This window comes from Bacillota bacterium (genome assembly GCA_013178125.1).
Classification (GTDB): Bacteria; Bacillota; SHA-98; order Ch115; family JABLXJ01; genus JABLXL01.
The window spans coordinates 1-5,197 of record JABLXJ010000045.1; the positions used below are offsets into that span (position 1 = coordinate 1).

Consider the following 5,197-nt stretch of genomic DNA (forward strand, 5'->3'; position numbering starts at 1 on the left):
CCAAACGTTGCCTAAATATTGAGACCTAGTGATACCAAGTAGTGGAATGCCTATTGAGCTTTAAAAAAGTGGTCGATAGGCATATACTGGGGTTTTGTTTGCTTCGCGTCAATAGTTTTCGGGGTAGGAAGGCAAGTGGTTGAGATGGGACTTTCCTCATATGAGATAGTTCGAAGAGCGATTGAGTTTCAAAAACCACCCAGAATGCCGGTAAGATTTGCATCCTGTGGCCTTGACGATACGCATTTGGTCTACTGGAATCAAATTGGTTCAGGGGATTACTTATTGCCACAGACCTATGACGAATGGGGTTGTCTATGGGTCCGGAGTGAGACTAAGAATATTGGGCAAGTCAAGGGGCATCCTTTGAATGATTGGTCCTCTCTTTCGACATATCGCTGGCCAGATCCAGATGACTCACGACTTTATAGCGGCATGGAGGAGAAGTTTAAAGGGCCAGAAGGTAAGTATGTACTTACCAGGATCTTTATGCTTCTTTGGGAACGCATGTATGCATTACGGGGATTTGAGAATGCCCTCGTGGATCTCTTACTTGAAAGAAAACGGATAGAAATTTTAGCTGACAGGATTGTAGAGTACGACATTGCGGTAATAGAAAACATCGCGGAAAGATTCCCGGGCGCGATTCATGGGCTTCGCTTTACGGATGACTGGGGTACCGAGCGTAGTATGTTTATTGATCCATCCTTATGGGAAGATTTCTTTAAACCCCGTTATGCGCGTATCTTCAGGGCTGCCCATGACAAGGGGTGGCATGTATGGATGCATACCTGTGGAAAAGTGAATGCGATTATTGAACACTTGATAGACATAGGTTTGGATGTAATCAATCTACAGCAACCTAGAATATTAGGCATTCAGGAAATTGGCGAGCGGTTCAGGGGGCGTGTATGTTTCGAATCTCTCTGTGATATTCAGCAGACTCTACCCTTTAAAGGTGCCGAGGAGATCCGAGAGGAAGCAAGATTACTACTTGAGTGCTGGGCCACCAAGGACGGGGGGTTTATTCTTTCAGACTATGCTAATGGTGAGGCCATAGGTATAGATGATGAGAAGAAGCGAATTATGTTGGAAACCTTTTTGGAGTTCGATCCTTGGAAAGCCAACGCATGGGTAAATCGCGGACGAATTTGATTTGCGAACTTCAATTCTGCAGTACGGAGATGTGGTGATTTACCTAATGTTGTAGCAGTGCTGAAAGGCATCCACGAAACCGAGATAAAACCAAGGGAGTGTGGAGGGTATTTAACCGAGGTGGCTACTGGGGTCTCACAAAGACTTAGCCTGCCCATTCCATCGCAGAAGGCACGCTTCATGAGACATCCCCCCTGTTGGAGTATGATTGGTTTTGGCTTTCCTATTATGGGGGCGCGAGCACCGATCCTTATGATGCCAGCCTATAGGAGCTTTACGGGTCTTCCAAATAGATCTGTGACATAACCGAAAGGATATCGTAAAAAGGCTAGATGGGGGAGCCAATTATGAACAGGTTTATTGTTACTATAATCGTAGCAACCATCGGTGGATTAGCTGGCTATAAATTAAGGATACCAGCGGGGGCCATGATCGGAGCCATGTTTGCCGTTGGCGTATATAACATTATAGGGGGGCTACACATCTCCCCCCTAATTTCCGTGCAGTCGTTCAGATTATGGCCGGAGCGATGATCGGCTTGCGGGTTGACAAAAATACAATTATGGAGTTAAAGGATATGATCATACCAGCCGTTATTATGGTCTTTGGGACAATTTTCGTCAACTTAGCCGTAGGAATTCTTATTGCTAGATTATCCAATTTAGATCTGGCTACCGCGTTGTTTGCTAGTGCCCCTGGAGGAATGACAGAAATGACATTGGCTGCTAACGCCCTTGGTGCCGATACACCCAAGGTTGCTCTATTGCACCTGTCTCGTTTGATCAATGTTGTCGCACTTTTACCCGTAGTTTTACGTTACTTCCTGCACACAGTAGCTCGCTCCGCAGGAGGCTAATTATGAGGTAATTCATCTAAAAGCCTGCCGTGTTGGTAGTCTTTTCGCGAGTCCCCTAGGGACCTTCATGGGAGGTGATAGTGGAGGGAAGGCATATTGGACATGGTGGCGAGGGGGACTCTCTGGCTGTAAGAATCAGTATTGTCGATCGTCGCGCGGCTTGACCGCCGCTACATGGCCTAGCTAATAGAGAAGGAGGTAAACTAGCATGTTAAGGCGTCCAATACTAGTACTCGTGATTATAGCGACTGTAATGAGTATGTTTAACGGCATTACTTGGGCTGCCGGTAAAGAAGTTACAATCAACATGCTTGCAAGCGTAGGTGGTAGCGGGAAATCTTTCAGCAAGGGAATCGAACTATTCAATGAGAGGTATAAGGGTCAATACCAGGTAAAGGTAACACTAATAGCAAACGAATCTCTGCTTGAAAAAGAAATGATGCAATTCATCACTAGAGTGCCGACCTACGATGTCTTGGCTATCAATACGGTTTGGCTCCCGGGCGTAAGTCGTTATCTGGAGCCCTTGAACCCCTGGATAAAAAAACACGGTCCTCAAGATATAGAGAAAATGTATGGTGCGTCTACTGTGGATCGGATAACCTTCGATGGGAATGTTGTGGGCTTACCGATTCGATTCGGTACATATATCCTATTCTACCGTTCAGATTGGTTTAAGGAGGCAGGCTTAAACGTTCCTTCGACCCTAGAAGAATATGTTGTTGTGGCGAAGAAATTGACAAAACCGGGTACCTATGGTACATCAATGCAACTACAGTCGCCAGCTTGGAGTACGGAAGCCTATGGCTGTTTCTTATTGCCATATGGGGGTGCGTACCTCACGGACGATTTGCGACACGCGAGCCCATCTCTAACAGATGAAGTTGGAATAAAGGTCCTTAACTTCCTTAAGGAACTACATGATAGTAAGGTCATGCCGAATCCACTGGAATGGACCTATGATGATAATGTAGTTGCTTTTCAAAGCGGTAAGATCGCCTTTTCCCATGAATACAGTGCGAGGGCTACGATTCTTGAAGACCCTAAAAGGTCGGTTGCAGCAGGAAAAATGGGGTATGACATTCTGCCAACGCCTAAAATACCTGTCGGCCCTCACACCCCTCGATACCTTGGTACCTATTGGACGCTAGCTATTGATAGAAACTCTAAGAACAAGGAAGCAGCATATAAATTCATTAAGTTCATGGCAGACGTAGAGGCGCAGCGATATATGGCTTTTAAAGCCGATAACGGGCCTACTGTTCTCTCCATCTATGATGATCCCGAATATAGGCGGATAAACCCTGCAGCTCAAGCTATAAAAAAGGCCATTACTACCCTCGGAATCTCGGAGTATCTCCCCGTTCCTCAGTATCAGGAGCTTCTGAAGGTAATTCATGAGGAACTACAAGCGTTCATCATCGGTAAACAAGATGCTGCCAAGACAGCAAGGCGTATGAGAGATCGGATAGATGAAACCCTAGGTCGATGATCAGAGGATGAGCCTTGGGCGAGCCCTCATCTTAATGAGGGCTCGCCCAAGTAAAAGCGGCAGCACGAAGCATAGGCGTCAAGGTATACCTCCGGTCGGTGAGAAATACCTTTCCAGAGAATAGGCTAATTATATTTCCGGCCGGTGTTGACGCCTGTTGGTGAAGAGATTTCGGTATGCCTAAGGGGGATAATTAGATACCGTAGATACCGGATGGAATGAAGCTCGCTTCTGAGTGACAAGGATATTTGACTAGTACTCCGTTTCATGAATTGATATAGCCTTTTAGCTGGGGATATGATACACTCATAAAGTGTCCTCACATTATGTTAACTTGAGAGGAGGATGCTCTATGAGAGGCCCCAAGCCAGTTTATCAACCTAAGTTCACTGAGGAACAGGTCGAATGCGCCAAGAGATTGGCGCGTCGGCACAAGACTCCTCAGGCAAAAGCTAAACGAGCACAGTTGGCACTACTCCTAAATGAACGCCCGGACATCGACTGCGTATCTTTAGCCAAAAAGCTCGGCATGCACGAACAATGGGTTAGAAGGTGGCGTAGACGCTGGGTAAGGGAGGGCTTCAGTCTGGATGATAAACCTCGCTCCGGCCGCCCGCCGCGCTTTTCCCCCCTTGGACAGGGCCACGGTGAAAGCCGTTGCCTGTGAGCTTCCTGCCAAGAAGGGTGAGCCAGTAAGCGTCTACCACATCTCGGATATCAAAAGAATTCTCGACGACGAAGGTCAGGTGCTGCCCATGAGCAAAAGCACTGTATGTCGAATCCTCAAAGAGGATGCTCTACGCCCGTGGCGCCATCATCCCTGGGTACATCCAAGAGACCCCGAGTTTCGCGAGAAGGCTGAGGTCGTATTGGATCTATACCAGGGATACTGGCGCGGGCAGCACCTTGGTGAAGATGACTACGTAATCTGCTATGACGAAAAGCCCGGAATTCAGTGCCTTAAGCGTTGCCACCCCTCCTCTCCGACTGGTCCGTCGAGACCGGTAAGGATAGAGTACGAATATATAAGACTTGGGACCATTCAATACATGGCGGCTTGGGATATCTTCCGTGGCAAAGTTTACGGCGACTGTGTTCCAAGCGTAACCAAGCCTGTTTTCCATAAGTTCGTTGGCAAGGTGATGAGTCAGAAGGTCTACAAGAAAGCACATAGAGTGATTTGGGTTCTCGACAATGGCACCTGCCATCGAACCGATAAACAGATCATGGAGCTTGAGAGGCTTTATCCGAACATGATTGTCGTAAACCTCCCTCTACATGCGAGTTGGCTGAACCAAGCGGAGATATACTTATCCATCTTAGTGCGCAAGGTCTTAACTCCAAACGATTCCGACTCAGTTGATTATAATGGACCCAGAATTTTAGACACGGAAACGGCAGGTTTTAAGCTATAATGGAGTCATGAAGAAACAATATTCACCAACCTTTAAGGCACAGATTGTCCTTGAACTGCTCAAGGAAGAGAAAAGTGTAGCCCAAATCTCGTCTGAGCATGGAATTCACCCTTCCCAGCTTCATAAATGGAAAAGACAGGCGATCGAAGGTCTATCCCAGCTATTTACAGATGATAAGAAGGCCGTTGACAAAGTCAAGAGCGAATACGAAGCAAAGCTGGAAGAACTCTATGCTCAGATTGGCCGCCTTACCACGCAGGTCAACTGGTTTAAAAAAAA

The 5,197-nt window shown here is 46.9% G+C and carries 7 protein-coding genes; all 7 read left to right on the top strand.

The window, feature by feature from the left end; genetic code table 11:
* Window positions 1-135 precede the first annotated feature (135 nt).
* Window positions 136-1,155 (top strand): hypothetical protein, encoded by a 1,020-nt coding sequence (locus tag HPY71_15475; protein NPV54891.1) that lies wholly within the window; start codon window positions 136-138, stop codon window positions 1,153-1,155.
* 347 nt (window positions 1,156-1,502) lie between these two features.
* Window positions 1,503-1,688, top strand: coding sequence for a hypothetical protein (locus HPY71_15480; GenBank protein NPV54892.1), 186 nt, complete (start codon window positions 1,503-1,505; stop codon window positions 1,686-1,688).
* Window positions 1,673-2,011, top strand: coding sequence for a hypothetical protein (locus HPY71_15485; GenBank protein ID NPV54893.1), 339 nt, complete (start codon window positions 1,673-1,675; stop codon window positions 2,009-2,011). The genes HPY71_15480 and HPY71_15485 overlap by 16 nt, the downstream gene beginning before the upstream one ends.
* 208 nt (window positions 2,012-2,219) lie before the next feature.
* Window positions 2,220-3,503: a sugar ABC transporter substrate-binding protein gene (locus HPY71_15490; protein ID NPV54894.1), complete on the top strand. Its 1,284-nt coding sequence runs from the start codon at window positions 2,220-2,222 to the stop codon at window positions 3,501-3,503.
* Window positions 3,504-3,855: 352 nt separating this feature from the next.
* The gene (locus HPY71_15495) at window positions 3,856-4,170 is read left to right on the top strand and encodes a helix-turn-helix domain-containing protein (protein ID NPV54895.1); all 315 of its coding nucleotides are present in this window, start codon (window positions 3,856-3,858) and stop codon (window positions 4,168-4,170) included.
* Window positions 4,094-4,918, top strand: coding sequence for an IS630 family transposase (locus tag HPY71_15500; protein ID NPV54896.1), 825 nt, complete (start codon window positions 4,094-4,096; stop codon window positions 4,916-4,918). Before HPY71_15495 ends, HPY71_15500 begins: the two co-directional genes overlap by 77 nt.
* A 7-nt stretch (window positions 4,919-4,925) precedes the next feature.
* A partial coding sequence (locus HPY71_15505) for a transposase (GenBank protein NPV54897.1) occupies window positions 4,926-5,197 on the top strand: 272 nt, incomplete at its 3' end.